We start from the raw sequence: 26,567 nt of genomic DNA on the forward strand, positions 1-26,567 counted from the left end.
CCGCCCATCGCCTTGTAGAGCGCGGCGGGGATGTTGCGCACGCGGAAGACGAAGCTCGTCACGCAATCCGCCGTGCCGGCGGCGATCTCCAGCGGATCCTTGGAGAGGATGATGAAGCGGGTGGTGTTATGCGCCTCGTCCTCGATATCGGCGGCGAGGATTTCGAGACCGTAGACCTCGGCGGCCAGCTTCGGCGCGATGGCCGCGCGGGTCGGGTCACCCAGCTCCGCGATCTGCCGCGCGGAGCCCGCGGTGTCGGCACCGACGACGGGGACGAGGTTGAGCTTGCGCAGGGTACGCCGGCACTGGCCGAGCGCCTGGACGTGGCTTTGTACTGAACGGATCGTGGCGAGCGTCGCCCCCTTCACCGCCATCAGCTGATGGCGTACGGGCAGGAAATATTCACCGATGATGTGAAGCCCGGATTCCGGAAGCAGATGGTGGATATCGGCGACACGACCCGCCACCGAATTCTCGATCGGGATCATCGCAAGCTGCGCCTGACCGTCCTTCAAGGCGGCAAAGGCATCCTCGAAGGTCGGGCACGGTAATGGGGTCCAGTCCGGATGCACGTCGAGGCAGGCGATATTCGAATTCGCGCCGCGCTCGCCCTGAAAGGCGATGGTCTTGCTCATGAACGGTCTCCGAGAACGGCGCGGGCGCGCGCCAGGGATTCGGGCGTGTCGACGCCGAAGGGCGCGTCGTCGACGAGGGTCACGTCGATGCGCATACCATCTTCCAGCGCACGCAACTGCTCGAGTTTCTCACGGGTCTCCAGAGCCGACGGCGCAAGGCCGATGAAGCGCTCCAGCGCGCGCCGGCGAAAGGCGTAGAGCCCGATGTGATGATAAAGCGGCCCCTCTCCCCAGGGCGTACGGGCGCGGGTGAAATAGAGTGCGCGCAGTCGCCCTGCGGAAATGGGGGAGCCGACCACCTTGACGATATTGGGATCATTCGCCTCGTCCTCGTCGCTGATCGGGCAGGCGAGCGTGGCGAGCGCAACGGCGGGGTCAGCCAGCGGCAGGATTGCGGCGGCGATGGCGCGCGGATCGATGGTGGGAAAATCGCCCTGCACGTTCACCACCACGTCATGGCGCCCCTGCGGATCGAGTGCTTCGAGGGCCTCGAAAATCCGATCCGAGCCCGAAGCGTGATCGCCACGCGTCATCACCGCGACGCCGCCCGCCGCCTCGACCGCCTGCGCAATCTCTGGCGCATCCGTCGCCACCGCGACCGGACCGATACCGGCCTCGATGGCGCGGCGCCAGACATGCACGATCATGGGCTCCCCCGCGATATCCGCAAGCGGCTTGCCCGGCAGCCGCGAGGCCGCCATGCGGGCAGGTATCAGGATGATGGGATCCGACATGGCGTGTACACTTCGCCGTTTCTTGCGCGATGAGGGCGCTAGATAGCCCCCTCCCCGGCTCGCTGGCAAGGAAGGAATCGCAACGATTGCATTGCGAAAAGCCGCGATGACGGAAACGACCCTCGACGCGGGCGGCCGATCTTACTATGTTGGAAACAGGCAACTCACTGGCCCGGGCCTTCTACCCGTGGGTGGAGAGGAAAAAGATGTTTGGTGGATTGAAAGTCATTTCCCTGACGGATGCGGCCGCGGATCGCGTCAAGGAGATCATCGCGAATGCGGACAGGCCCCTCGAGGGCGTGCGTGTGGGCGTGCGCAACGCAGGCTGTGCGGGCATGGCCTATACGATGGAATATGCCGAGACCGCGACGCCGGGAGACGATGTCGTCGAGGACAAGGGCGTAAAGGTCTTCGTCGATCCGAAAGCGGTGCTGTTCCTGCTGGGAACCGAGATGGATTTCCAGGTGACGAAACTCGCCTCGCAATTCGTCTTCAACAATCCCAACCAGACATCGGCCTGCGGCTGCGGTGAATCGGTCGCGATCACACCGGCGAAGGTCGAACCGGTGGCGGAGGCCGACAGCCCGGCACGCTGATCTGCAGGACCATCAGCGCAAGGCGACACGATCGTGGATGCGGATGCGATCAGGGAAGCGATGAGCGCCTTTGGGCCGGTTTGGTTGCGGCGGATGTTCGGCGGTCAGGGCATATTCAGCGATGGCCTGATGTTCGCCCTCGAGGCCGATGGCGTTCTCTATCTCAAGGCGGATGATTCAGATGCGCCGGCCTTTCGTGAAGCCGGTTGCGAACAGTTTCATTATCGCAAGCGCGATCGCGATGTGGCCATGGGCTACTGGAGCGCACCGCTTGCCGCACTGGAAGACCCTGAGATCATGGCGCAATGGGCGCAGCGCGCGCATGCCTTTGCGCTGCGTCAAGCCGCGCGAAAGGCCCGTGGCAAATCAGGGCATGACCCGGATGATATGCGCGCAAGGCGCTGATGCGAATGCTGCGCCGGGCGAGGTCGCCGTCCGCGTGAAAAGCCGATCCGACGAGGTCAGACCGGTCCACGGGCTTCGGTGCGACAGGAATTCGATCAGGCGACTTCGGTCATTCCCTCGCCGTGCGCCTTCTGGAATTCGCTATCGGCATCCGCGATGGTGCGGTTGCGCCCGTTGCGCTTGGCGAAGAACATGCACTGATCGGCGCGCTCGAGCAGCGAGACAGCGGTGTCGCCCTTGCGCATTGCCGAGACGCCGACGGAAATCGTCACCTTGCCCAATGACTCGCCGGTCGAGCGCTTGATCAGTTCGCGGCTCATCACGGATGTGCGCACACGCTCCGCCGTCGCGCGCGCGGTCTCCAGCGTCGTATCCGGGAGAATGATACCGAATTCCTCGCCGCCGAAGCGGGCCAGCGTCGCCTTGCTCTTGACCTGCTCACGCATGGTCATGCCGACGAGACGCAGCACCTGATCGCCTGTGAGATGGCCATAGGTATCGTTGAAGCGCTTGAAATGGTCGATATCGATGACGACCAGAGCAAGCGGCGAGCGCTCGACCAACGCCTGGTCCAGCGACTTCACCAGCATTTCCTCGAAATGCTTGCGGTTGGCGATTCCCGTCAGCGGATCGGTGAGCGATTCCATGCGCACTGCTTCGAGCGTCTCGCGCAGGGTGTCGATCTCACCGCGCGTCTCACGCAGGCGCGCTTCCAGCGTTGTGTTGGTGGCGCGCACATCCTTGGTGGCGAGGACGAGAGATGAGACGATCTCGCGCACGCGGCTGCGATCGACACCGCTGTTGAGATCTGCGGCGAAGGCATCAAGCGATTCGCCGTATTTCTGTGTCGAGCCGAGAGCCATGTCGAGCATTTCCATGACCTGGTCGATCTCGGAAATGACGACGGCGCCGGTCTTTTCGGCCTCTTCGGTGAAACGGTCGGATGAGATATACTCGGTGTGAAGCGCGTCGATATCGCCTTCATCAATCTTGCCGTTTTCCGCCGCGATCCGCTTGACGGCGTCATTCAAGGCCGGCTTGTGCCCGGCCACATAGGTGTACCAGACCTCGTAGGAACGCGGGGTCGCGGAAGAACCGTACGATTTCATCAGTTCCAGCGCACGCTGGGAAATCGTGAACGTCCTCTCGACATCTGATCCGGCTTGATTGCGTGACACGACCGTTCTGCCCCTTCACCCGTCCCTGCTCTCTTCACGAGCCTGGAAACAGCCATTAACGACAGTATCTGCGCAATCGGTTCAATAAACCCTTAACAACACACAATCGCCGATTTATTTCTTGGACTTGGGTCGCGCCGGGCGTAGCAGGAAGGCGGGGACATGATCGCCGAAGCCCGTCTCCGACAAGGCATCTGCCTCCTCGTCACGACGCGAGCGAGAGGACTTGCGCGTCTTCGTGCGCTCGCCATCAATTCGTGACGCCTCCGGGTTAACGGGCGCTTTGCGGGTCTTTGCCTTACCGGATTCATTGCCGCGCGAATCACCTGCGACGGAAGCTTCGTCGCGAACCGTCCGCTTCTGCGGCGCCTCTTGCGATTCACCAGACGCCCCGGCATCGTCGACCGGCTGTTCAGGCGGCGCCGCCTTCCGCGTTGCCCTGACCCGCCGACCGGAGCGCCCCGTATCCTCGTCATCACCGCGCGCTGCGGCCTGCTTGCGCTTGCCGCCACGCCGCGAACGCTGGGAGGAAGCCTGTTCGTCCGCGTCGGAAGCCGGTGCTCCACGACCACCGCCGGCCTTCAACGTCGCCAGATCATCACCGTACCAGACGACGGCGCCACCGATCAGCTTTTCGATCGCAGACAGCGATTTCTCGTCACCCGGCGTGACCAGCGTGAAGGCCGCACCGGCGCGGCCCGCACGACCGGTACGACCGATGCGGTGGACGTAATCTTCGGCGTGGTGGGGAATATCGTAGTTGAAGACATGGCTGACGGCGGGGATGTCGAGCCCGCGCGCAGCGACATCACTTGCGACGAGCAGGGTCGCTTCACCCTTGCGGAAAGCGTCGAGCGCAATCATGCGCGAGCGCTGATCCATATCCCCGTGCAGTGCGACGGCGTTGAACTTGTGCCGTTGCAGCGAGCGATGCAGCGTCGCGACATCGCGCTTGCGATTGCAGAAGATGATGCCGTTATCGATCGCGTCCGCTTCGCGAATCAGATCGCGCAGAACCGCACGCTTCGTCGCGGCTTCGTTGCGCGTCGCGACAAGCCGCTGGGTGATCGTCGTCGCCGCCGAGGCCGGCTTCGAGACTTCGATCTGAACCGGATTCGACAGGAACGCATCCGAAAGGCGCTGAATTTCCGGCGGCATCGTCGCCGAGAAGAAAAGCGTCTGCCGGGTGAAGGGGGTCAGCTTCACGATACGTTCGATATCGGGAATGAAGCCCATATCCAGCATCCGGTCCGCCTCGTCGATGACGAGCAGTTCGACACCGGTAAGGAGCAGTTTGCCGCGCTCGAAATGGTCGAGAAGGCGCCCCGGCGTGGCGATCAGCACGTCGACGCCGCGGGTGATCTTGACATCCTGGTCACCGAAGGACACGCCGCCGATCAGAAGCGCCACGGATAGCTTCTGGTTGCCGCCGTAGCGCTCGAAATTCTCCTGAACCTGCGCCGCGAGTTCGCGCGTCGGTTCAAGAATGAGCGTGCGCGGCATGCGGGCACGGGCGCGACCGTTTTCCAGCATGGTCAGCATCGGCAACGTGAAAGCCGCCGTCTTGCCTGTACCGGTTTGCGCAATACCGAGCACGTCGCGTCGACCCAAAATATGCGGGATCGCCTGTTCCTGAATCGGCGTCGGCTGCGTGTAACCGGAAGCGGTAACCGCCTGGAGAACCTTGTCACTCAGACCGAGTTCGTCAAAAGACATGGAGTGTAGAAACCGTTCCGCAGCGTCTGGAGCTGCATTGCCGCATCCATCCGGCACGACTAAGACGAAGGGATGCGTAATTCGTTTTCAGGCTCAGCCTGAACAAGTCGTGCGCGTGGACCATATGGCGAACGCCCTGTTTGTCAATCATTTGCACGAGAAAGGCCGGCTCATGGCGACGATAATTTTCATTCCCGGGCTGATTTGCGACGCCGATCTGTTTGCCGATCAGATCGCGATGGCGCGCGAGACACATCGGGTCGCAATCGCGGACACAACCAGAGACGATACGATCGCAGCGATGGCGCGTCGCCTGCTGGAGGCGTATCCCGACGATGAGCTCACCCTGATCGGTCTCTCCATGGGCGGCTATATCGCCCTCGAAGTGCAGGCGCAGGCGCCGGAGCGGACCAGCGGGATCGCGCTGCTCGACACCAATGCCCGCGCCGATGCGCCGGAGGCGAGCGAGGATCGCAAGCGCCTGATCGCCCTTACCGAGGCCGGGCGGTTCGACGAGGTTTGCCGGACGTTGTCGCGCAAGTTCGTGGCGCAGGCGCGCGGGCAGGATACCGCGCTGCAGGCAAGGATTGCCGCGATGGCGAGCAATATCGGCCCCGAGGCCTTCATCCGGCAGGAACGCGCGATCATGGGCCGTCGCGATCATCGGGCACGGCTTCCCGAGATGAAGATCCCGGCGCTCGTCATCGTCGGCGACGAGGATGTGCTGACGCCGCCGGCACTCTCGCAGGAAATGGCCGAAGCCCTGCCGCAGGCGACACTCGGCATCATCCCTGATTGTGGGCATCTCGCGACGATGGAACGCCCTGAGGCGGTCAACCGGGCGCTTGCGGCCTGGCTCACGACCTGAGCCGCGAGGCGGGTCTCACAGCCCCCAGCGCGCGCGCAACTGTGCCGGTGCGGCGACTTTCAGGCCTACGCTGCCCAGCGCCCTCGCCGTCGCATCGACGATGGCGGCGTTGTCGGGCGCACGACCACCGTCGGGCAGATCGAGATTGTTCTCGAAACCGACGCGACAATGCCCGCCCAGCAGCGCCCCGAGGGTGACGCAAGCGGTTTCGTTCGGCCCGAAGGAGCACAACATCCAGTCCCGGAAGATCTCCGCGCAATCATTGAACAGCGGCAAGAGGTCGATCGGCATCGCCGTGGTCGGCGGCGTGTATTTGCCGGTCACGAAGATCACCGACATTTGCGCGGGATCGAACACGCCTTCCCGCGCCCAGGCGCGGGCGCGCGCCGTATCGTCGCGATCATACAGAATGATCTGCCCGGCGATGTTCTCACGCCGCAGCCATCCGGTGAAATCGGCAAAGCGTGCCTTGTGATCGTCATCCGGTGCGAGTTCGCGCAATGCCATCGAGATCGCCTCGGGCCTGAGTTCGCGCACCATCGCCATCTGCGCGTCGGGCCCGTAGAGGCCGACGGATTCGGTCGTAGCCTGGATCACCATCTCGGGCCCCACGGCATCACGGGTTGCGGCGACGGCATCGCGGTAGAGATCGACATCGAGGCTATGGCGCTGATCGGGCCGGCGCACATGGATGTGGAGCATCGCCGCACCGGCCTCCCGGCAAGCCGCCGCCGTGCGCGCGGTCTCCGCAGCGGTCACCGGCAGGGCCGGATGATCGGCCTGGGTGCGCCGCCCGCCATTGGGCGCCACGGCTATGATCGTCGGCGCATTGCCAATTGTCTCTTCGCTCAAGCCACCCTCCCGGACCGATCCCCACGGCCCATCATCGGGGATGAAGCCGGCATGTCACCTCCGTGATGTCACGGAGGCCGAAGCTTGACCATCTGCAGGTGGCGCGGATCCGGTAAAAACGCGATTGGGCAAAGCCGCACCCGCGTGACTGATACTGCGGGCGAAGCATCCTACTTCTTCTGATTGACCGACGCCGCGACACGGCGCGAGATGAAGCGCGGCATCAGGCGGCTGAACTGGGCCGTGATCCGGTTCATCGCCCCCGGTACCACGATGGCATGACCGGCGCGATACCCTTCGACGCCGATCCGCGCGACAGCCTCGGCGCTCATCTTGCGACCGGCAAAGAGCTTCGTGTCGAGGATACCCGCACGCTCGCCGAAGCCGCTCTCGGTGGCGCCCGGGCACAGGGCCGTCACCATGACGCCGTGCGGGCGCGCTTCCTCGTAGAGCGCTTCGGAGAGAGAAAGCACATAGGCCTTGCTCGCATAATAGGAGGCCATGTGCGGACCGGCCAGAAAGGAGGCGAGCGAGGCGACATTGATGATGCCGCCCTGCCTGCGCTCCAGCATGCCGGGCAGGAACAGGTGGCACAGGCGCGTCAGCCCGCCGATATTCACGTCGATCAGATTGACGTGTTCCGCGATCGGGCGGTCGACGAAATCGCCACCGAGGCCGAAGCCCGCATTGTTGACCAGTGTGTGGACCGTGATTTCCTTTGCGGCAATCGCATCGAACAGCGCCTGGGGCGCCTCGGGATCGGCCAGATCCGCCTCGATCACCTCGACGAGGCCGCCGTCGCGCTTGCGCAATTCTTCGGCGAGCGCTTCGAGCCGATCACGCCGGCGGGCAACGAGGACGAGATTATGCCCGATCCCCGAGAAGACGCGCGCCATCTCCGCGCCGATTCCACCCGAGGCACCCGTCACCACCGTCCAGCGTATATTGGCCATCTTTGTCACCCCTCCTGCTCATCCTCGACTTTCATCACATAGGAACACTGCGCGCGCTCTGCCATGACCGGGATCGCGCAGGCGGTACCGGGAATGCCGCGCGACAGCCGTTGCGGATAGTCTTGCACCGCATTGCCATCAGCGAAAGAGTAGATGGTGCGGCGCGCAACGCAACGGTTCGCCGCAGATTATGTGCACAAAAGCGCGAATCGCGGGGCGCAAAGCCACACGGACACCTTCCCTTCACGAAAATTTCCGTCTATAGCCCTGCACCATCACGACCCGCGTGCAACGCTCGCCGGGCGACGGAGCATGAGGCGGCGTCTCTCACTCGGCGCGCGGCCTCTTTTTTATGCGAACGTCTCCCGCATCTTGACGGATCGATCATGCCCAAACGCACGGATATCTCCTCCATCCTGATTGTCGGCGCAGGCCCCATCATCATCGGCCAGGCCTGCGAATTCGATTACTCGGGCACCCAGGCCTGCAAGGCCTTGCGCGAGGAGGGGTACCGAATCATCCTGGTCAATTCGAACCCGGCCACGATCATGACCGATCCGGAAATGGCCGATGCAACCTATGTCGAGCCGATCACGCCCGAGATCGTCGCCAAGATCATCGAGAAGGAGCGCCCCGATGCGATCCTGCCCACCATGGGTGGCCAGACGGCGCTCAACTGCGCGCTGTCGCTGCAGGCGATGGGGGTGCTCGAAAAATACGGTGTCGAGATGATCGGCGCCACGGCGGAAGCCATCGACATGGCGGAAGACCGCCAGCTCTTCCGCGAAGCCATGACGCGGATCGGGCTCGAATCCCCGGCCTCGCGGCTCGCCAACGCCTCCGATCTCAAGCGCAAGCACAAGGCGCAGTACCAGGAAGAGATCAGCCGGATTGCCGGGATGGACGTGACGGAGGGCGAGAAGGCGAAGCTCAAGACGGAATTCGAGGCGAAATGGGCTGCCGGCGCAAGCGAGCGGCGCAAGCGCTGCCAGGAATATGCGCTCGGCGAGGCGCTGATGGCACTGGCCGAAATCGGCCTGCCGGCGATCATCCGCCCCTCCTTCACGCTGGGCGGCACCGGCGGCGGCATCGCCTATAACCGCGAGGAGTTTCTTGACATCGTCGAGCGCGGCCTCGACGCCTCCCCTACCGGCGAGGTGCTGATCGAGGAGAGCGTGCTCGGCTGGAAGGAGTTCGAGATGGAGGTCGTCCGCGACAAGGCGGATAACTGCATCATCATCTGCTCCATCGAGAATATCGATCCGATGGGCGTTCATACCGGCGATTCCATCACCGTCGCGCCGGCACTGACGCTGACCGACAAGGAATACCAGATCATGCGCGACGCCTCGATCGCGGTCCTGCGCGAGATCGGGGTGGAGACCGGCGGCTCGAACGTGCAGTTCGCGATCAATCCCGAGACGGGCCGCATGGTCGTGATCGAGATGAACCCGCGCGTCTCGCGTTCCTCGGCTCTGGCATCGAAGGCGACGGGCTTCCCCATCGCCAAGGTCGCCGCCAAGCTCGCAGTGGGCTATACGCTGGACGAAATCGCCAACGACATCACCGGCGGCGCCACACCGGCCTCCTTCGAGCCGACGATCGATTACGTCGTCACCAAGATCCCGCGTTTCGCCTTCGAGAAATTCCCCGGCGCGGAGCCGACGCTCACCACCTCGATGAAATCGGTCGGAGAGGCGATGGCGATCGGGCGCTCCTTCCCCGAGAGCCTGCAGAAGGCACTGCGCTCGCTTGAGACCGGCCTGACCGGGCTGGACGAGATCGAGATCGAGGGTCTCGGCAAGGGCGATGATCGCAATGCCATCAAGGCGGCGCTCGGGCGCCCGACGCCGGATCGCCTGCTCAAGGTGGCGCAGGCGATGCGGCTGGGCACCTCGAACGAGGATATCCACGCCTCCTGCCAGATCGACCATTGGTTCCTGGAGCAGATCCGCGCCATCGTCGACATGGAAGAAAAGGTCCGCCGCTTCGGCCTGCCACAGAGCGCCACCCTGCTGCGCCGGCTCAAGGCGTTGGGCTTTTCCGATGACCGGCTCGGCGTGCTCGCCGGCAAGTCCGAAGCGCAGGTCAAGACGGTACGCTGCAGTCTGGGCGTGCACCCGGTCTTCAAGCGCATCGATACCTGCGCGGCCGAATTCGCCTCGCCGACAGCCTATATGTATTCGAGCTACGAGAACCTGTTTGCCGGCGCACCGGCGGACGAGGCTCTGCCGAGTGACCGCAAGAAGGTCATCATCCTCGGTGGCGGGCCGAACCGTATCGGCCAGGGTATCGAATTCGACTATTGCTGCTGCCACGCCTGTTTCGCGCTGGGTGATGCCGGCTTCGAGACCATCATGATCAACTGCAATCCCGAGACGGTCTCGACTGACTACGACACCTCGGATCGCCTTTATTTCGAGCCGCTGACGGCGGAAGACGTGCTGGAAATCATCGCTCTGGAGCGCTCGAAAGGAACGCTACACGGGGTCATCGTCCAGTTCGGCGGACAGACACCCCTGAAGCTCGCGCGCGCCCTGGAAGAGGCGCAGGTTCCGATTCTCGGCACCTCGCCCGACGCGATCGACCTTGCGGAAGACCGTGACCGCTTCAAGCGCCTGCTCGACAAGCTGGGTCTGAAGCAGCCGCAGAACGGCATCGCCTATTCCGTCGAGCAGGCCCGCCTCATCGCCGGCGAGCTCGGCCTGCCGCTGGTCGTGCGCCCCTCCTATGTGCTGGGCGGACGCGCCATGGCGATCATCCATGATGAATCGCAATTCGAGGATTATCTGCTGGGCGTCCTGCCGAGCCTGATCCCCTCGGATGTGAAGGCGCGCTACCCCAACGACAAGACCGGCCAGATCAACACGGTTCTGGGTCGTAATCCCCTGCTCTTCGACCGCTATCTCTCTGATGCCGTCGAGGTGGATGTCGATTGCCTCGCCGACGGCAAGGATGTGTTCATCGCCGGGATCATGGAGCATATCGAGGAAGCGGGAATCCATTCCGGAGATTCTGCCTGCTCGCTGCCGGCGCATACGCTGTCCCCGGAGATCCGCGCCGAGCTCGAACGCCAGACGAAGGCCATGGCGCTGGCGCTGGATGTCGGCGGCCTGATGAATGTGCAATACGCGCTCAAGGGCGACGACATCTACGTGCTCGAAGTCAACCCGCGCGCCTCGCGCACGGTGCCCTTCGTCGCCAAGGTCATCGGCGAGCCGATCGCCAAGATCGCCGCGCGGGTGATGGCGGGCGAGACGCTGGAGAGCTTCGCACTCCGGGAGAAGAAATTCGACCATATCGCTGTGAAGGAAGCCGTTTTCCCCTTCGCACGCTTCCCGGGGGTCGACGTGCTGCTCGGGCCGGAAATGCGCTCCACCGGCGAGGTGATCGGGCTCGATTCCTCCTTCGGCACGGCCTTTCTGAAGAGCCAGCTGGGTGCCGGTGTCACGCTGCCGCGCGCTGGCGTTGCCTTCGTGTCGGTGAAGGATGCGGACAAGGCGCGCATCCTGCCGGCCGTGCGCGCCTTGGCGGGGCACGGCTTCACCATTCTGGCCACTGACGGCACGCAGCGCTTCCTCGAAGCGGAGGGCGTCGTGTCACAGCGCATCAACAAGGTCCTCGAGGGGCGCCCGCACGTCGTCGATGCGATCAAGAACGGCGATGTACATCTGGTGCTCAACACCAGCGAGGGTGCGAGCTCGCTTTCCGATTCCCGCTCGCTTCGCCGCGCAGCCCTCTTGCATAAGGTGCCATACTACACCACTCTGGCAGGAGCGATTGCTGCGGTTGAAGGCATCACGGCCTATATGGGCGGCGATCTGCAGGTGCGGTCCTTGCAGGAATATTTCGCCTGACACCGCGAGAGCGGGCCTGCCTTGCGGCAGACCCAGAGATGAATCAGATGAGGCGCGGAGCGTCCGGAAGGAGGCTCCGCGCTTCAATTCGGCTTTGAAGAGAATAAGATGGATAAGGTTCCGATCACGGCCCCCGGTTTCCAGAAGCTCGAGGAAGAGCTGAAGCATCGCCAGCAGGTCGAGCGCAAGCGCATCGTCGAGGCGATCGCTGAAGCGCGCTCGCACGGCGACCTCTCGGAGAATGCCGAGTATCACGCCGCCAAGGAAGCGCAGTCCCATAACGAGGGGCGCATCATGGAACTCGAGAGCTTGATCGCGCGCGCCGAGGTGATCGATATCGGCAAGCTTTCGGGCGAGCGCATCGTCTTCGGCGCCACGGTGAAGCTTATCGACGAGGACACCGAAGAAGAAAAGGTCTATCAGATCGTCGGCGAACCCGAGGCCGACGTCCATTCCGGTCGCGTCTCCATCGGTTCCCCGATCGGCAAGGCGCTGATCGGCAAATCGATCGGCGATACCGTCGAAGTGGTGACCCCCGGAGGCGGCAAGTCCTACGAAGTCGTGAGTGTCGAGTTCCGCTGAGCTTCCCGATCATTGATTCGCGCTCCATGAAGCGCTCGCCAGAACTCCCCACTGCCTGTTGGAGAGGGGTTGGGGGTGAGGGGCGCTTCAGAACAGAGCGCGGCGCGTGATCAAGCGCGCAGTCGCCATTGATCCCGCAGAATGATCGGCGCCGCCCCTCACCCGCGTCCCTCTCCGTGCGGGGGAGATTGACCTGCATCATGGCGGCGCCAGCCCCCCGAACGTCCCCTCGCCACTACAAGCCCAGCCGCGACCACAGGGCGCGCTCTTCGAGCGTCGCGAGCGCCTCGCGCGGATCAATCATGCTGCGCATTTCGCCGGCGCCGGGGGGCTGGCGCATGAATTGCGAAATCAGGCCGGGACGCTGCGCCTGGATCGGGCGCAGCCGCAGCTTCTCGCCGAAGCGCGCACGCAGGACGCTGCGCATATCGCCGATCTCGTCGATCAGCCCGAGCGCTTTCGCATCCTCCCCTGCCCAGAAGGCGCCCGAGAAGAGCTCGTGATCGAGATCCTGCGGTAGTTTGGTGCCCCGGCGATCGCGTACCAGTTGCCTGAAGGCGTCGAAGACGCGCTCCTGCAGTTTGCGCAGCCGCGCGACATCTTCCGCCTTCTCCGGCTGGAACGGGTCGAGGATCGCCTTGGCTTCACCCGTGGTGTAGAGCCGACGCTCGATACCATAGCGGCTGATCAGTTCGTGGAAACCGAAGCCGGAAGAGACCACACCGATCGAGCCGACAATGGAGGACGCATCGGCGAAGATTTCATCGGCGGCGCAGGCAATCATATAACCGCCGGACGCCGCGGCATCCTCGCAGAATGCGTAGACCGGTAACTTCTTCTCGTCAGCCAGTGCCCGGATGCGGGTGTGGATCAGTTGCGATTGCACCGGGGAGCCGCCGGGCGAGTTGATCGCGATCGCCACCGCAGAGGCACGCGGATAGCTGAAAGCGCGCTCCAGCAACGGCGCCAAGCTCGCCAGCGACAGACCCGGACGCAGGCCGATCGATATGCCGATCGCCCCGTTCAGCCGCACCACCGGAATTGTGGGTTTGCGACCGACGACCGCTCCGGGAAGGATGGCCGCGATACGATCCGTCAGACTGGACAAATTCCGCTCCTCTCGCATGTTTCAAGGCGCCGCCCCGCGAAGCGCATTCCGGAAGTAGTGGCCACCGGAGCTTTCGGCAAGCAGGTACGGACAGCGCCACAGCCGCGCAGGCCGGTTTATCCGCCTGAATGCCGGATGAACGCAGCATGTCGGGCCGGTTCAGTCGCGACGCTCTAGAAGGGAGGCATCAGATCCGGCACGGCCATTGGCGTGCCGCGCCACGGGAGACAGGACAATGCGCAAGATCACGCTCGGTTTCGCCGCCATCACCATCGCTATCGCGGCGCTCACTTTCGGCGCCGACAATGCGAGGGCGCTGGATTTCTCGATCACCTTCGGCACGGGCCAGCCGCCGATCGTACGCCACCACGATCATCGCCAGACCCTGCCGGTGACCCCGTACACCCATCGCCCGGTCGTGCCGCATCGCAAGGCTGCGCCGCATCGTAAAGCTGCGCCACACCGCAAATCCGCACCACCACCGCGCTACGATGACCGCTCACACTGGCGTGATCAGCGTTCGCACTGGCGCGACCACCAGCGCTACGACAGGGGTGACCGGCGCTGGCGCGATGACCGCCGCAGCCGCAGCCATTCCTGCACGGTGCGCACCGAGCGCTACTGGGACGGGCGCGGTTGGGTGACCGATCGTCGTCGCGTCTGCCGCTGAGCCCGGTTTCGGGCCGCTCGACGCGATATGGTGCTTGCGGGTGCGGGGATGAGTTTCTACCCTGCACCCGCCTGTCGTCTGGATGGCAGATCACCCCGTCCCCCCTAAGAGCACCGGAGCTGGCCCGCGATGCTGCGCACCTTCCTCACCACAACAGTCGCCTGCACGGCGCTTGCCCTGCCCCTGACCCTCGCGATCAGCGCAAGCGACACCGCGCTGGCGCAGGATGCGGTCGTGAACGTCTATAACTGGTCGGATTACGTCGATCCCGCCACGCTCGAAGCTTTCACGGAAGAAACGGGCATTCGCGTCGTCTATGATACCTACGACACCAACGAGATCGTCGAGACCCGCCTGCTGGCCGGGCGTTCCGGTTACGATATCGTCGTGCCGACGGGCCCGTATATCGAGCGGCTGATCCAGGCTGGCGCGCTGACCGAGCTCGACAAGGGGCAACTTTCCAATCTCGACAATGTCTGGCCCGAAATCGCCGAGCGCACCGCGATCTATGATCCCGGCAATGCGCATTCGGTGATCTACATGTGGGGCACCACCGGAATCGGCGTGAATCTCGACATGGTGCGCGAACGCCTCGGCGAGGATGCGCCGCTCGATACCTGGTCGCTGGTCTTCGATCCCGAGATCGCCGCGCAGCTGTCCGATTGCGGGATCTATATCGTCGATGCCGCCGACGACATGTTCCCCTCCGCGCTCAACTATCTCGGCCTGCCGCACGATTCGCGCGATCCCGGCGAGATCGAACAGGCTGCGGCACTGCTCTCGCAGATGAGCGCATATGTGCGCCGGTTCCACGCTTCGGAATACATCAACGCCCTCGCCAATGGCGATATCTGCGTGGCGGTGGGCTATTCCGGCGACATCCTGCAGGCGCGTGACCGGGCAGAGGAAGCCGGCTCCGGAATCGATATCGCCTATTTCGTGCCGCGTGAGGGAGCAGTGATGTGGTTCGATTCCTTCGCCGTTCCCTCTGATGCGCCTAATTCCGAAAATGCCCACGCCTTCATTGATTTCATGCTGCGTCCCGAGATCGCGGCGGCAAATGTCAACTACGTCGCCTATGCGTCCGGCGTGCTGCCGGCCAAGCCGATGATCGACGAGGCGATCCTCAACGATCCGGGAATCTACCCTGATGACGAAACCATGGACGGCCTTTTGATCACCACGGCTCACGATGCGCGCACGCAGCGCCTGATCACCCGCGCCTGGACACGGATCAAGACGGGGCGCTGATCCGGCGGGCCGACCCGTCGTCTGCCGGCTGCCCCGATGGCCGCCGGCGGACGCGGTTGCGCGCCGCAATCCCAATCCCGTCTGGCGAATTGTTCCTTGACGCACCCTCGGGAAGTTGCGCAAGGATGTTGCCGGGATACCGCATTGCGAAAAGGACCCTTGCGGCCATGCTGAAGACCCGCCTGATTCCCTGCCTCGACGTCAAGGACGGTCGCGTCGTCAAGGGCGTTCAATTCGTGGATCTGCGCGATGCCGGTGATCCGGTGGAGTGCGCCATTGCTTATGACGCCGCCGGTGCGGATGAGTTGTGCTTCCTCGATATCACGGCCAGCCACGAGGATCGTGGCATCCTGCTCGATGTGGTCAGCCGCACGGCTGCGGCCTGCTTCATGCCGCTTACTGTGGGCGGGGGGGTGCGCAGTATCGAGGATATCCGCGCGCTGCTGCTGGCGGGGGCCGACAAGGTCTCGATCATGACGGCGGCGGTCAAGGACCGCGATTTCGTGCGCCGCGCTGCCGAGAAATTCGGCGTGCAATGCATCGTCGTCGCCATCGACGCCAAGCGCGTCTCTGCGCCAGGCGCGCCGCCGCGCTGGGAAATCTTCACCCATGGCGGGCGTAACCCCACCGGGATCGATGCCATCGCCTATGCCCGCGAGGTCGCCGATCTCGGCGCCGGTGAACTGCTCATCACCTCGATGGATCGCGACGGCACGAAATCCGGCTACGATTTGGAATTGATGCGCACGATCTGCGATTCCGTCTCCGTACCGGTCGTCGCCTCGGGCGGCGTCGGCACGCTCGATCATCTGGTCGAGGGCGTGCGCGATGGTGGCGCCAATGCAGTCCTTGCCGCCTCGATATTCCATTTCGGCGAATATTCGATCGGCGAGGCCAAGCGCGCCATGGCCGATTCCGGCCTGCCGGTGCGGCTGGATGCCTGAGGAGGCAAATGTGAGCGGTTTCACCCTCGCCGATCTCGCCGCGATCGTCGCTGCGCGCGCCGAGGCTTCGCCGGAGGAATCCTACACCGCCCGGCTCGCCGGCGATCCCGCCCGCGCGGCGAAGAAATTCGGCGAGGAGGCGGTGGAAGCGGTGATTGCGGCGGTGGAGAATGATCCGAAAGCACTGATCGCCGAAAGCGCCGATGTGCTCTATCATCTGATGGCATTGCTGGCGGCACGCAATGTGTCGCTCGATGCGGTGATGGCGGAGCTTGAGCGGCGCACGGCGCAATCGGGCCTCGCCGAGAAAGCCTCGCGCGGCCCGGCCGCCTGAACGGAAACAGCGCCATGAACGTCAACCTGGCCCGGGAAATCGGCGAACGCAGTGACGACGCGGCCCTCTCGCCCTATCGCACCTTCACGCGCGAGGAATGGGCGGGGTTGCGCGCCGATCAGCCGATGACGCTGTCGGGCGATGAGGTCATGCAGCTGCAGTCGCTCAATGATCCGATCTCGCTCGAAGAAGTCATCGCGATCTATCTGCCGCTCTCGCGGCTGCTTTCGCTCTATGTTGCGGCGACGCAGGGGCTGTTTCGCGCCACGCAACGCTTCCTCATGGCCGAGAACGAGCGCAAATCCCCCTATATCATCGGCGTCGCCGGTTCCGTCGCCGTCGGCAAGTCGACCACGGCGCGCGTACTCAAGGCGCTGCTGGCGCGCTGGCCGAATACGCCCAAGGTCGATCTGCTCACGACCGACGGTTTTCTTCTGCCCAATGCCGAGTTGCAGCGCCAGGGGCTGATGGAACGCAAGGGCTTTCCCGAGAGCTATGATACCGGCAAGCTCCTGCGCTTCCTGAACGCCATCAAGGCCGGACGCGCCGCCGTGAAGGCACCGCTCTACTCGCATCTGGTCTATGATGTCGTGCCCGGCGAGGACGTCGTGATCGACCGGCCCGACATCCTCATCGTCGAAGGCCTCAACGTGCTCCAGCCTGCGCGCATGCCGCGTGACGGCAAGGCAATTCCGTTCGTCTCGGATTTCTTCGATTTCTCGATCTTCCTCGATGCCGACGAGGCGGATCTGCATCGCTGGTATATCGATCGCTTCCTGCGGCTGCGCCACACGGCCTTCCGCGACCCGAAATCCTATTTCCACAAATATGCCGAACTCGAAGAGGCAGAGGCGGTCGCCATAGCGGATGGATTGTGGAGCCGGATCAACCTCGTCAACCTGCATGAAAACGTGCTCCCCACCCGTCAGCGCGCGAGCCTGATCCTGCGCAAGGGCGAGAGCCATCGCATCGAGGAAGTCGCGCTGCGCCGTTTGTGAGCCGCCGCCCTGGCTATTCCGCCGCCTGCGCCCGCTCGAAGGCGACCGTCTCGGGTGCCTCCTGCGCAGCATGTGGCAGGATCCAGCCATCATCGACCGTGACATGCACCAATGCCCCCACAGCAGGCACCGGCCCGCGTGTGCGCAGGAGGAGCGGTGTCTGCGGTGCCGATACCGGGGCGATCCGCACGAGCTGTGAAGCGCCTTCGAAGCGCACGTCGCGGATATGCGCTGCAATCCCCGCATCACCCGTCCCGGCGATGGCGATCGCATCCGGGCGCAGGCATGCCGTCGCGGTGCCTCCCCCCTGCCCGGCCTCACAGCGCAGATCCGTCTCGTATCCGTAGAGCCGCACCCGCACCTGCCCCGAGACAGGCGGCGCCAGCACCTCCACGGGCAAGAGTTGCCCCTGCCCGATGAAGCGTGCAACCATGGCATCGCAGGGAGCATCGTAGAGCCGTACCGGCGTATCCACCTGCCGCAAGCGCCCCTGATCCATCACCGCGATCCGGTCGGCGAGCGCCATCGCCTCGGCCTGATCATGGGTGACATAGATCATCGTCGCGCCGCTCGCTGCATGGAAGGCGCGGAACGCGTCGATCATGGTCTCGCGCAGATGTGCATCGAGATTGGCAAGCGGCTCGTCGAGCAGAACAAGACGCGGGCGCATGGCGAGGCAGCGCGCGAGGGCCACGCGCTGGCGCTGACCGCCCGACAGGTCTTGCACCTTGCGTTCGGCGAAACCGGGCAGGCCGACGATCTCCAGCGCCTCCTCGACGCGACTGCGCCGCTCCGCCCGGGCGACCTTGCGCACACGCAGGGCGTAATCGACATTGCCGGCCACATCAAGATGCGGCCACAGGGCATAGGATTGAAACACCATGCCGACCCGCCGATCCTCCGGTTCGAGCTGGCGCCCCGGGCGCGCGACCACATCGTCATCAAAACGGATCTCACCGCCATCGAGGGCGTCGAACCCCGCGAGCAGGCGCAGAAGCGTGGTCTTGCCGCAACCCGAAGGGCCGAGCAGCGCCTGACAGCTGCCATCGGCGATCTCGAGCGACACGTCATCGACGATGCGCCGCCCGGCAGCGATGCGGGTGACGTTGCGCAGGCTCACATGCGCCATGGCAGAACTCCTTCCGGCAGACGCCGCCCCAGCGTAGAGACGGCGAGGGCAAGGCCGAGAATGATCGCGAGAACCCAGACCGATACCGCAGCAGCAGCGGTCGAATTCCCCTCGTCATACAGGCTGAAGATCACGACGCCGACAGTCTCCGATCCCCGCGACCAAAGCAGCGCCGAGACGGTCAACTCGGAGAATGCGCCGAGGAAGACGAGGATCGCACCCGCTCCGAGCGCCGGGGCGAGCAGCGGCAGAATGATCGTTCGCAGACGGTGGAAGGGCCGCGCCCCAGCCATCTGCGCCGCTTCCTCGCCGGCCCGATCGATCTGCGCCATGGCGGCGACGACCGGGCGCAGTGCGAGCGCGAGGAAACGCGCAAGATAGGCGAAGAGCAGGATCCAGATGGTATTGTAGAGGCTGATCCCGAGAATCGGCAGAGGAGGCAGCAGCACGAGAATCACCGCAATCGAAAGAACGATACCCGGCAGGACATAGGGCGCATCCGCCGCGACGTTCAACCATTGCGCCACGCGCGAACGCCGCGCCACCATCAGCCAGGCCAGTGGCGCGCAGACACAGACGGTGATCACCGCAGCAGTACCGGCAAGGAAGAGGCTGTTGACGAAGGCGCGCTGCGCGCTGCCGAGGCCCGTCACCACATAGATCAGATTATCGAAGGTCAGCGTCTGCCAGGTCAGGCGCATCCCCACCGACGGCACCAGCGCCGAGGCGGCGAGCGAGACCAGCGGCATCACGGCGATCAGCAGCATCAGCGCCCAGACGGCCAGTGTCACTGGCCAGAACCAGCGCCCGAGGGCGAAACCGCCATGCGTCGCCCCGACCCGGTCCACGGCGGCAGCATGGCGGCGCAGGATCAGCGTCTGGGCCGCGATGCCGATCACCGCCATCCCGGCGAGAATAAGGGCAAGCGAAGCGACTTCCGGCAGGGCGCCAGGGCCGAATCCCGACAGCCGCTGATAGATCAGCGTGGAGAGCATCGGATAGCGCCCCGGTATGCCGAGCAAGGCCGGAACACCGAAATTGCCGATGGCAGAGACGAAGGCGAGCGCCGCGCCGGCGGTCATCGCAGGCAACATCAGCGGCAGGATCACCCGCAGCAATGCCCCCATTGGGCGTGAGCCCGCAGCGCGCGCCGCATCAATCAGATCGGCAGGCAGCGAACGCAGCGCGGCGCGCACCGCGAGAAAGACCATGGGCGCATGTTCGAGCCCCATCACCAGAACGATCCCATCGCGCCCCAGCAACGGATTACGATCCGGACGAACCGCCTCCAGCCCGGGGATCAGCCAGAGCGGACTCTGGGGGCCGATCATCGCGAGCCAGGCCAAAGCCGAGATTTGCGGGGGGATCAGAAGCGGCAGGAGCAGCAGAAAGACGAGAAGTACCTTGTAGCGCAGATCCGTCAGCGCCACAATGAGCGCCGTCGCCGCGCCCAGCAGGACAGAGACGATGGTGGCAAGAAAGCTCGCCTCCAGCGTGTTCCAGGTCGCGCGACGGGCTGCGCGCCCGGACCAGACCTCTGCGATGAAGGCAATGCCCTCCGCCGCACCATCGGCGAAGACGGTGGCGAGCAGACGGGCGAGCGGCCAGATACAAAGCACCACGACATAGAGGCCGAGCGCCGACAGAATCAGCGTCTCGGCCCCCATGTCCGGAAAGCGGCGCCGGAGCGCGCCCGGATGATCCCGCTGCGCGACCGACATCCCTCGGATCAGCCGCCGAACAGGTCAGCGAAACGGCGCTTGATCTCCTCGGTCTGCTCCATCAGCAGGGCCGGGTCGATCGTGATGACGTTCACCGCATCCATGGCCGGGAACACATCCGGGGGCGTGATACCCTCACGCAGAGGCAGGTAGCCCTGTTCGACATGGAAACGCTGACCGTCCTCCGAGAGCTGCCAGTCTACGAAAGCCTGGGCGGCCTCGACATTGTTGGCGGTGGAAAGGATGGCGACCGGCTCGGTAACCGCGGTCACGCCCTCGTCGGGGAAGATGAAATCGACCGGCGAACCATCAGCTTTCGCGTTGAGCGGCATGAAATCGACGATCACGCCGTAATCCATTTCACCACGTGCGACCGCATCGAGCACGCCACCATTGCCGCGCCCGGCCACGGCACCGCCGTCAGCCAGCGCTTCGTAGAAGTCCCAGCCGAAACCATCGAGATTGGTCACGGTGCCGACATGGATCAAGGCGGCGCCGGAATAGAGCGGGCTCGGCATCATCAGCCGCCCGGCAATGGCTTCATCCGCCAGATCCACCCAGGAGGTGACGGGGTCGGCCACGTTGTCGGTATTGACCATGAAGCCAGTGGTGATCAGCTTCGTCGAGAAGAAGGTCATGTCGGAATCGTGCAGCGCGGCATCAGTGCCCGCAATCGGCGCATCCGCATAAGCCATCAGGCGCTCATCAGCCTTGAGCTGGCTCATCACCACGGTATCGGCGATCAGCAGCACGTCCGGCTGCGGCGCACCGGCGGTAAACTCGGCCTGCAGGCGATTGATCACCTCGGTCGTGCCGGAGCGGAAATACTCCACATTGACGTCGGGATAGGTCTCGTTGAACCGCGCAACGAGCTCGTCCATCTGCTCGGTCGGAGTCGAGGTGTAGATCACCAGATCGCCGCTCTGAGCATGAGCGGAGCCGGCAGAAAACATGAAACCGAGCGTCGCGGCGATCATCGCGGCGCGCTTGAAGGTCACGCGGTCATTCGTCATAAGGTCACTCCCCGGTGCTTGTATCGACTCCGGACGCACTAACGTCACCATGTTACCCGCTTGTGACAATCACAAGAAATTCCGTTGGGGAAATATGACGCGGCCCGATGCGCTGGCGCCCGGCAGGTGCAGGCATGCTCACGGACGGATCTCGGCCTTTTCAGCGACCGGGCGGGCCGAACGCAGGAATTCGAGCGCCTGCAGCACCAGGCTTGCGGGACGCTCGGACGCCGCTTCGAGACGCACCGAACCCTCATCCTCGAGCATGACGAAGACGCCTTCGAGCTGGCCCAGCGCAAGTTGCAGCGTCATGGCCTCCATGCCACCGCCACCACCGGCAGGTGCCTCGGCAGCCACCGCATCGGCAACCCATTCGCGCAGGCTGCGGCCCGTCTCTGCCTCGACCAGAGCGCCGAGCCCCTCGTCGATCATCGCGAAGGTGAGTCGGCGCGCTGTCGATTCGAAAATCAGCGGCAACAAGGCCGCCATGCGCCCGCCGCGCAGCGAGGCGCGCAGATTGTCAGGCAGATCGACGTCTGCGGCATTGCGCAGCGTGAGCAGACCCGGCGCATCCAGCCAGAGATCGAGATCGACGCCATAGCCCGGCGCGAGCCGCGCTTGCGCACGCCCTTCCCCGAACAACCTGTCGGCGGAGGTGCTCGCTGTCGCCGCGACTTGCACGGCTGCAGCCTCAAGCGGGGTGCCGGCAAGGATCTGCGGCGCGGCCTCGGCTGCAACGACATGGCCGGCCAGCGTGACAACGCCATCGCGTTCGACCGCGACGGACAAGGCGCCCTCACCGATCAGCAGATCCACCGGCGCCGGCGGGACGGGATTCGCGCCAACGCCGCGCCGGCCGCTGACCTGCATGACGAAATCGCTGAAATCGACATCGATGCGCCCCTCGCCGGCTGGCTGCGCGACGAAATGCGTCGGTTCCTGCTCCAGATGCGCGAGAAGGCGGCGCGGTGACAGGGCAGCGAGCGAACCGGAGACGGTCCCCTCGAAGCGCGCAAGAGAAAACGAAGCCTCGCCGGCGAAGACGGCCTCGCCGCGCGTCGCACCACCCTTTATCCGCTCCACGAAAAGACGTTTCGCATCGGCATCCGCAGTGACCGGCGCCTCTGCTTCGGCTTCGGCTTCCGCATCCTCGACCGCCGCTTCTTCGGTATCTCCCTCCTGTGCGCCGTCTGCATCCTGTTCGACGCGATCGCGCGAATCATTGGGGAAACGCACGTACAAACCCTCGACCAGCAAACCTTCGGTCTGCATCATCGACTTGAAGACAGGCCCCGGACGGTCCTCGCGCACGATCTCGCGCGTATCGATTCGCAGATCCAGCGCCGTGACGAAACCGGCATTCGCAGGGTAGACGCGCGCCTGCGACTCCGTGTCGAGAAAATCACCGAGATGACCGATAGTCTCGGACGCGAGCACGATCGTCTCGGCACGCGCCTCTCCGGCCAGATTGCTCAGAGTCACATCGGTGAGAACGATGGCACCGTCGAGCATGTGGAACTGCCCGGCAAGAATACGTGTATCGCGCTTGGCGAGTGCGAGCGCCACACCGGTGAGCGTGAAGCGCGGCGCACCGACGGTAAAATTATCGGGCAGGAAAGCCTCTTCGAGAATCGGCAGAACCATACCCTCACCGGGACGGACCTCCTCCCAGGCTGTGGTCGCCAGGACAGGATGCAGCCCTTCGAGCGCAGCGCGAATATCCGCTTCGGCAAGGCCGTCACCCTCCTCGACCAGAACCGGGAGATCCTGTGTGAGGATCTCCGGGCTCACGGTCTGGGCGAGGGCCGCTGAGGAGATATGGCCCACGGCCAGCGGCATGCCGGCAGTCAGCATTGCGAAAAGCGCTGCACGCGTCGCGATCATCGACGATATTCCTGATATAGCTGCGTCAAGCGGTTCAAATTCAAGTCAGCGCACCGAAAATGGCCGATTGTCATTCCCGGCGGAATAGCGCGGATCCGGCTCGATCGGCTGCACCGGTTGAATCGGGATGATCGGCTTTGGCGGGAACAGCGGCGGATTGAGCTCTTCTTCGCTCAGTCCCATCGCGCGCAGTTCGGTGACGATCCGTGCCGCGAGCGGTGCGGCAAATCCACCGCCGGTCGGGCGACGACCGTCGAGATTGGGTAGCGTGCGATCATCGTCGCGCCCGATCCAGATCGCGAAGGCGAGGTCACCGGTGCGCCCGACGAACCAGGTGTCGCGATGGTCCTGCGAGGTGCCCGTCTTGCCGACCACCCCCGTCGGGCCATCCCGGAAGGCGCCGGCGGCGGTGCCGCGCACGACCACGCCCGCCATCATCGATTCGAGTTCCTGCAAAGCCGAGCGGGAGGCGAGGTCACTGGTGCGCGGGTCGAGCAGCGACATCGCCATGGCCATGGCTGCGGGCGTCGTCTCGACCGCACCGATTGCGGTGGAGAGATTGCTCAGGCGCGGCTCGCCGAAGCTGTAGAGCTGCGAATCCTCGAGGAATGGGCGGATACGCTCCATGCCGACGAAATCGGCTATGCGCACAGCCACGACATTGAGGCTGCGCTCGAAGGCGGTGAAGAAGGGCACGAGACCCAGCGTCTCCCGTCCGTAATTGCGCGGGGTCCACCAGCCGTCGCCATCGCGGAAAGTCAGCGGCTCATCCGAAATGTAACCTTCCGCATTGTAGCCGTATTCGAGCGCGGCCAGCCAGATCAGCGTCTTGATCGAGGATCCCGGCTGGCGCATGGCGCGTGTGCGGTCGAACTGGCTCGCCCAGGTGGCGTAACCACCTACGGACGCAATGGTCTCATTCGTCGCCGTATCGATCACGACTGCGGCGCCCTGCACGTTCGGGCGCCCCATGATGCTACCATCAGGCTTGAGCACGTAAACACCGCGGGGGCGCAGCCAGTTCGGGCGATTTGCGATTTCGGGGACTTCACCCAGTGCGGGGCGATCCTCGATCAGCAGATCGTTGCCATCGACCACGACGCGCCAGGCACCCTCGGGCATGAAGGACACGGCCTCCCGGGCCGCACGCCAGATCCGGGTCTGGCTATTCTCCGCGAGCGCCTCTGCGGGCACAAAGCCGAGCGGCTGATGCGCGACCCGACCGTTCAGGCGGCCCAGCTGTTCGGCCAGGACCTCCTGCACCATGAACTGGGCATCATGCCGGATGGTGCTGACATATCCCCCGCGCTCGGCGAGATCGGCCAGATTCTCGCCGACGATGAAGCGGCGCGCCTCCGAAAGCGCCCAGAAATCAGCATCCGGAATGGCGATGCTCGAGCGTACGGGGCGCGGACCGGGCGAGACCTCCAGCGGCTCGGCAATGGCATTGCCGGCCTCTTCGGGCGTAATGAAGCCGACCGCCTCCATGCGGCGGATGACATGGTCGCGCCGCGCTACCGCCCGCTCGCGATTGCGTAGCGGATCGAGCGCCGAGGGCGCCTGCAGGACACCGGCGAGGAAGGCATATTCCGAGAGCGAGAGCTGGTCCCACTCCTTGTCGAACCAGTTCTGCGCAGCACGGGCCGCACCTTCCGAACGACGCCCGAAGAACACGGCGTTGGCGTAGGATTCGAGGATCTCCTCCTTATCGGCCAGCGTCTCGGTCACGACGGCGGAATAGGCCTCCTCGATCTTGCGATCGATGGTCTGACGCGCGCCGGTAATGACGTTCTTGGCGAGCTGCTGGCTCAGCGTCGAACCGCCGCCGACGAATTGCCCGCGCGCCAGACCGGCTGCCGCGCGCGTCACGCCGACCGGATCGACACCCATATGCTGCTCGAAATGCGTATCCTCGACCGCAATGAGTGCCTTGATGAAGGTTTCCGGGAGATCTTCGAAGGTCACCGTGGGATTATCGACCCCCAGCCGGCCCATTTCCTCGCCGCCGGCATAGAAAGCCGGGGCCGAGGCGCTCGCCCCGGCGCGCTCGCTCTGGCCGAGCACGATGGCATGTTCGGGCTCCACGAAACCGACGGGACCCGCCACGATCGGCGCGGACAGTGCCACGAGCGCACCAAAGACTGCAAAAGCATCCGACATCGCCGAACGGCCCTCCCCTCAGGCCAGAGATAGGTTGGTTGCGCGCAAGCCCTGCCCCATGCACCGGCGATTGGTTAAACCGATCTCGCCTGATTGCAAGCACCAGAGCATCGCATGAGTTCCACGAAATACGAAATCAAGCATGAATGATTGATGGACGATGGCGCTGGAACGAGGCTTTCGCGACACACGAAACCGTGAGCGTTGCATGAAGGCCACGCCATCGCGGCGAAACCGTGGCCGTAATCAATTTCGGCGAGGATAGGCCGCGATGATCGGCCCCATCGGACGGATCGCATCCGAGCGCCCGAGCGCCGGCGCATGCAGGCTCGACATGGTTCCGTCAAGATAAAGCGCATCGTTGCAGCCGAGCCGGTCACGGAACAGCCGCGCGAAATGATGGAAATTCACCCTCTGCTCCGAGATTGCAAACGAGATGACGCCGTCATCGCCGACACAGACCCCGTTGCGCCGACGCAGCGAGGTCGAATCGCGAATGAAGCGCGGATGCAGCGCGCCGTCGATCACCAGCATCGGCCCCGATTGCGTGGCGAGATCGGGCGCGATGCCGCGCGCAAGGAAATTCTCCGCCGTTGCGACGCCGGCCGTGTCGCCTGTCATGTAAAATACCCCGTTGGGAAGCATATGGAAATTTCCGGGTCCTGGGCGGGTGTTGATCGACTTGAGCTGCTCGCCCTTCTCGATATGCAGGCCGACCGGCGAGAGATCGGCGTGATACATGCCCGCATTCATGGCAAAGACCAGCGGCGCCCCGTCGCGCTCCTGCGGCAGGCGCGAGAATCCGGCATAGGCGCGCCCCTGTGCATCGCGCGTATAGAGGACGATGTCGTGCGTGGCCGGGTCGATGGTGCAGACGGTGAAGCGCGCATCGTCGAAAAGCTGCGCTGCGCAGGGGCCGTCCTGCGCCGACGCAGCGAGGTCGAATCGCGAATGAAGCGCGGATGCAGCGCGCCGTCGA

Annotated in this window: 24 protein-coding genes; 10 read left to right on the forward strand and 14 right to left on the reverse strand. The window is 64.4% G+C overall.

Going from position 1 to position 26,567, the window contains the following annotated elements; genetic code table 11:
* Together VKP01_RS08965 and VKP01_RS08970 are read right to left on the reverse strand one after the other, a co-directional pair.
* Positions 1–635, reverse strand: a 635-nt coding sequence (locus VKP01_RS08965; RefSeq protein WP_324411807.1) for a prephenate dehydratase, incomplete at its 3' end; no start/stop codon positions are given.
* Complete coding sequence (locus tag VKP01_RS08970) at positions 632–1,369, reverse strand: 3-deoxy-manno-octulosonate cytidylyltransferase (protein ID WP_324411808.1); 738 nt, start codon at positions 1,367–1,369, stop codon at positions 632–634. The genes VKP01_RS08965 and VKP01_RS08970, both read right to left, overlap by 4 nt.
* 206 nt (positions 1,370–1,575) lie before the next feature.
* Between VKP01_RS08970 and sufA the strand changes: the two genes are divergently transcribed.
* Together sufA and VKP01_RS08980 are read left to right on the forward strand one after the other, a co-directional pair.
* On the forward strand, positions 1,576–1,965 hold the full coding sequence (gene sufA, locus VKP01_RS08975) for a Fe-S cluster assembly scaffold SufA (RefSeq protein WP_324411829.1): 390 nt from the start codon (positions 1,576–1,578) through the stop codon (positions 1,963–1,965).
* A 60-nt stretch (positions 1,966–2,025) separates the two neighbouring features.
* The gene (locus VKP01_RS08980; protein ID WP_324411809.1) at positions 2,026–2,370 is read left to right on the forward strand and encodes a TfoX/Sxy family protein; all 345 of its coding nucleotides are present in this window, start codon (positions 2,026–2,028) and stop codon (positions 2,368–2,370) included.
* A gap of 95 nt (positions 2,371–2,465) precedes the next feature.
* On the opposite strand, the gene VKP01_RS08985 is transcribed toward VKP01_RS08980, so the two are convergent.
* Both VKP01_RS08985 and VKP01_RS08990 read right to left on the reverse strand, forming a co-directional pair.
* Entirely contained in the window at positions 2,466–3,548 is a 1,083-nt protein-coding gene (locus VKP01_RS08985) for a GGDEF domain-containing protein (RefSeq protein ID WP_414706554.1), read from the reverse strand.
* A gap of 114 nt (positions 3,549–3,662) precedes the next feature.
* The gene (locus VKP01_RS08990; protein ID WP_324411810.1) at positions 3,663–5,264 is read right to left on the reverse strand and encodes a DEAD/DEAH box helicase; all 1,602 of its coding nucleotides are present in this window, start codon (positions 5,262–5,264) and stop codon (positions 3,663–3,665) included.
* Between the two features lie 172 nt (positions 5,265–5,436).
* Here VKP01_RS08990 and VKP01_RS08995 point away from each other — a divergent pair, with 172 nt between their 5' ends.
* A complete protein-coding gene (locus tag VKP01_RS08995; protein ID WP_324411811.1) occupies positions 5,437–6,132 on the forward strand; it encodes an alpha/beta fold hydrolase in 696 nt (231 codons plus the stop codon).
* A gap of 15 nt (positions 6,133–6,147) precedes the next feature.
* Here VKP01_RS08995 and VKP01_RS09000 read toward each other — a convergent pair whose 3' ends face one another.
* The 3 genes from VKP01_RS09000 to VKP01_RS09010 all read right to left on the reverse strand — a co-directional run bounded on the left by VKP01_RS09000 (position 6,148) and on the right by VKP01_RS09010 (position 8,065).
* Positions 6,148–6,984 carry a 3-keto-5-aminohexanoate cleavage protein gene (locus VKP01_RS09000; protein WP_324411812.1) on the reverse strand — a complete coding sequence of 279 codons (837 nt, stop codon included), beginning with the start codon at positions 6,982–6,984 and terminating at the stop codon, positions 6,148–6,150.
* A gap of 170 nt (positions 6,985–7,154) precedes the next feature.
* Positions 7,155–7,937: an SDR family oxidoreductase gene (locus VKP01_RS09005; RefSeq protein ID WP_324411813.1), complete on the reverse strand. Its 783-nt coding sequence runs from the start codon at positions 7,935–7,937 to the stop codon at positions 7,155–7,157.
* Between the two features lie 5 nt (positions 7,938–7,942).
* Positions 7,943–8,065: a hypothetical protein gene (locus VKP01_RS09010; protein WP_324411814.1), complete on the reverse strand. Its 123-nt coding sequence runs from the start codon at positions 8,063–8,065 to the stop codon at positions 7,943–7,945.
* Between the two features lie 258 nt (positions 8,066–8,323).
* Here VKP01_RS09010 and carB point away from each other — a divergent pair, with 258 nt between their 5' ends.
* Both carB and greA read left to right on the forward strand, forming a co-directional pair.
* Positions 8,324–11,794 (forward strand): carbamoyl-phosphate synthase large subunit, encoded by a 3,471-nt coding sequence (gene carB / locus VKP01_RS09015; protein WP_324411815.1) that lies wholly within the window; start codon positions 8,324–8,326, stop codon positions 11,792–11,794.
* 108 nt (positions 11,795–11,902) lie between these two features.
* Positions 11,903–12,376, forward strand: a complete 474-nt coding sequence (greA, locus tag VKP01_RS09020; protein WP_324411816.1) for a transcription elongation factor GreA — start codon at positions 11,903–11,905, stop codon at positions 12,374–12,376.
* A 235-nt stretch (positions 12,377–12,611) separates the two neighbouring features.
* Here greA and VKP01_RS09025 read toward each other — a convergent pair whose 3' ends face one another.
* The gene (locus VKP01_RS09025) at positions 12,612–13,502 is read right to left on the reverse strand and encodes a S49 family peptidase (protein WP_414706555.1); all 891 of its coding nucleotides are present in this window, start codon (positions 13,500–13,502) and stop codon (positions 12,612–12,614) included.
* Positions 13,503–13,719: 217 nt separating this feature from the next.
* On the opposite strand from VKP01_RS09025, the gene VKP01_RS09030 reads away from it, so the two are divergent.
* From VKP01_RS09030 to coaA, 5 genes are all read left to right on the forward strand, one after another.
* The gene (locus VKP01_RS09030; RefSeq protein WP_324411818.1) at positions 13,720–14,154 is read left to right on the forward strand and encodes a hypothetical protein; all 435 of its coding nucleotides are present in this window, start codon (positions 13,720–13,722) and stop codon (positions 14,152–14,154) included.
* Positions 14,155–14,283: 129 nt separating this feature from the next.
* A complete protein-coding gene (locus VKP01_RS09035) occupies positions 14,284–15,405 on the forward strand; it encodes a polyamine ABC transporter substrate-binding protein (protein WP_324411819.1) in 1,122 nt (373 codons plus the stop codon).
* A 167-nt stretch (positions 15,406–15,572) separates the two neighbouring features.
* A complete protein-coding gene (gene hisF, locus VKP01_RS09040) occupies positions 15,573–16,349 on the forward strand; it encodes an imidazole glycerol phosphate synthase subunit HisF (protein WP_324411820.1) in 777 nt (258 codons plus the stop codon).
* 10 nt (positions 16,350–16,359) lie between these two features.
* A complete protein-coding gene (locus VKP01_RS09045; RefSeq protein ID WP_324411821.1) occupies positions 16,360–16,683 on the forward strand; it encodes a phosphoribosyl-ATP diphosphatase in 324 nt (107 codons plus the stop codon).
* A gap of 14 nt (positions 16,684–16,697) precedes the next feature.
* Positions 16,698–17,681 (forward strand): type I pantothenate kinase, encoded by a 984-nt coding sequence (gene coaA / locus VKP01_RS09050; protein WP_324411822.1) that lies wholly within the window; start codon positions 16,698–16,700, stop codon positions 17,679–17,681.
* A 13-nt stretch (positions 17,682–17,694) separates the two neighbouring features.
* Here the strand turns inward: coaA and VKP01_RS09055 are convergent, their stop codons facing one another.
* The 6 genes from VKP01_RS09055 to VKP01_RS09080 all read right to left on the reverse strand — a co-directional run.
* Positions 17,695–18,810: an ABC transporter ATP-binding protein gene (locus VKP01_RS09055; protein ID WP_324411823.1), complete on the reverse strand. Its 1,116-nt coding sequence runs from the start codon at positions 18,808–18,810 to the stop codon at positions 17,695–17,697.
* On the reverse strand, positions 18,798–20,531 hold the full coding sequence (locus VKP01_RS09060) for an iron ABC transporter permease (protein ID WP_324411824.1): 1,734 nt from the start codon (positions 20,529–20,531) through the stop codon (positions 18,798–18,800). The genes VKP01_RS09055 and VKP01_RS09060 overlap by 13 nt, the downstream gene beginning before the upstream one ends.
* Before the next feature lie 8 nt (positions 20,532–20,539).
* Complete coding sequence (locus VKP01_RS09065; RefSeq protein ID WP_324411825.1) at positions 20,540–21,544, reverse strand: ABC transporter substrate-binding protein; 1,005 nt, start codon at positions 21,542–21,544, stop codon at positions 20,540–20,542.
* A 138-nt stretch (positions 21,545–21,682) separates the two neighbouring features.
* Complete coding sequence (locus tag VKP01_RS09070; protein WP_324411826.1) at positions 21,683–23,428, reverse strand: hypothetical protein; 1,746 nt, start codon at positions 23,426–23,428, stop codon at positions 21,683–21,685.
* A gap of 45 nt (positions 23,429–23,473) precedes the next feature.
* Positions 23,474–25,588: a transglycosylase domain-containing protein gene (locus tag VKP01_RS09075; protein ID WP_324411827.1), complete on the reverse strand. Its 2,115-nt coding sequence runs from the start codon at positions 25,586–25,588 to the stop codon at positions 23,474–23,476.
* A 246-nt stretch (positions 25,589–25,834) separates the two neighbouring features.
* The coding region (locus tag VKP01_RS09080; RefSeq protein ID WP_324411828.1) for a phosphodiester glycosidase family protein at positions 25,835–26,567 on the reverse strand (733 nt) is incomplete at its 5' end.

Source organism: Saliniramus sp., assembly GCF_035311605.1.
In the GTDB taxonomy this organism is placed as follows: Bacteria; Pseudomonadota; Alphaproteobacteria; order Rhizobiales; family Beijerinckiaceae; genus Saliniramus.